The sequence below is a fragment of the Bradyrhizobium sp. Kon37 genome (assembly GCF_055807535.1).
The window spans coordinates 1-251 of the sequence record NZ_JBVVOY010000303.1 but is presented as its reverse complement, the minus strand read 5'-3'; the positions used below and the strand labels follow the sequence as shown (position 1 = coordinate 251).

The 251-nt window shown below is 54.6% G+C and carries 1 protein-coding gene; it reads left to right on the top strand.

What is annotated here, in order from left to right:
• Window positions 1-32: 32 nt before the first annotated feature.
• The coding region (locus tag AC0L3J_RS38250) for a hypothetical protein (RefSeq protein WP_473350597.1) at window positions 33-251 on the top strand (219 nt) is incomplete at its 3' end.

Below are 251 nucleotides of genomic sequence, written 5' to 3'. Positions count from 1 at the left end.
CCAAACTTATCCGCCAGACGTCCAATCGGCCATTGTCCAAGGATAAGTTTGGTCGACTGCTGGTGTTGCGTGTTCAGGTCTTTGTCGTCATTCTCGGCAGTATCGCGATGCTTAGCCAGGCGGCGATGGCCCCAGCGTTATTCATCCTCGGTGCCGCTGGCTTTACGCTATATCCGGTGGCGATGGCATGGGCTTGCGAGAAAGTTGAACATCATCAACTGGTGGCGATGAACCAGGCCTTACTGTTGAGC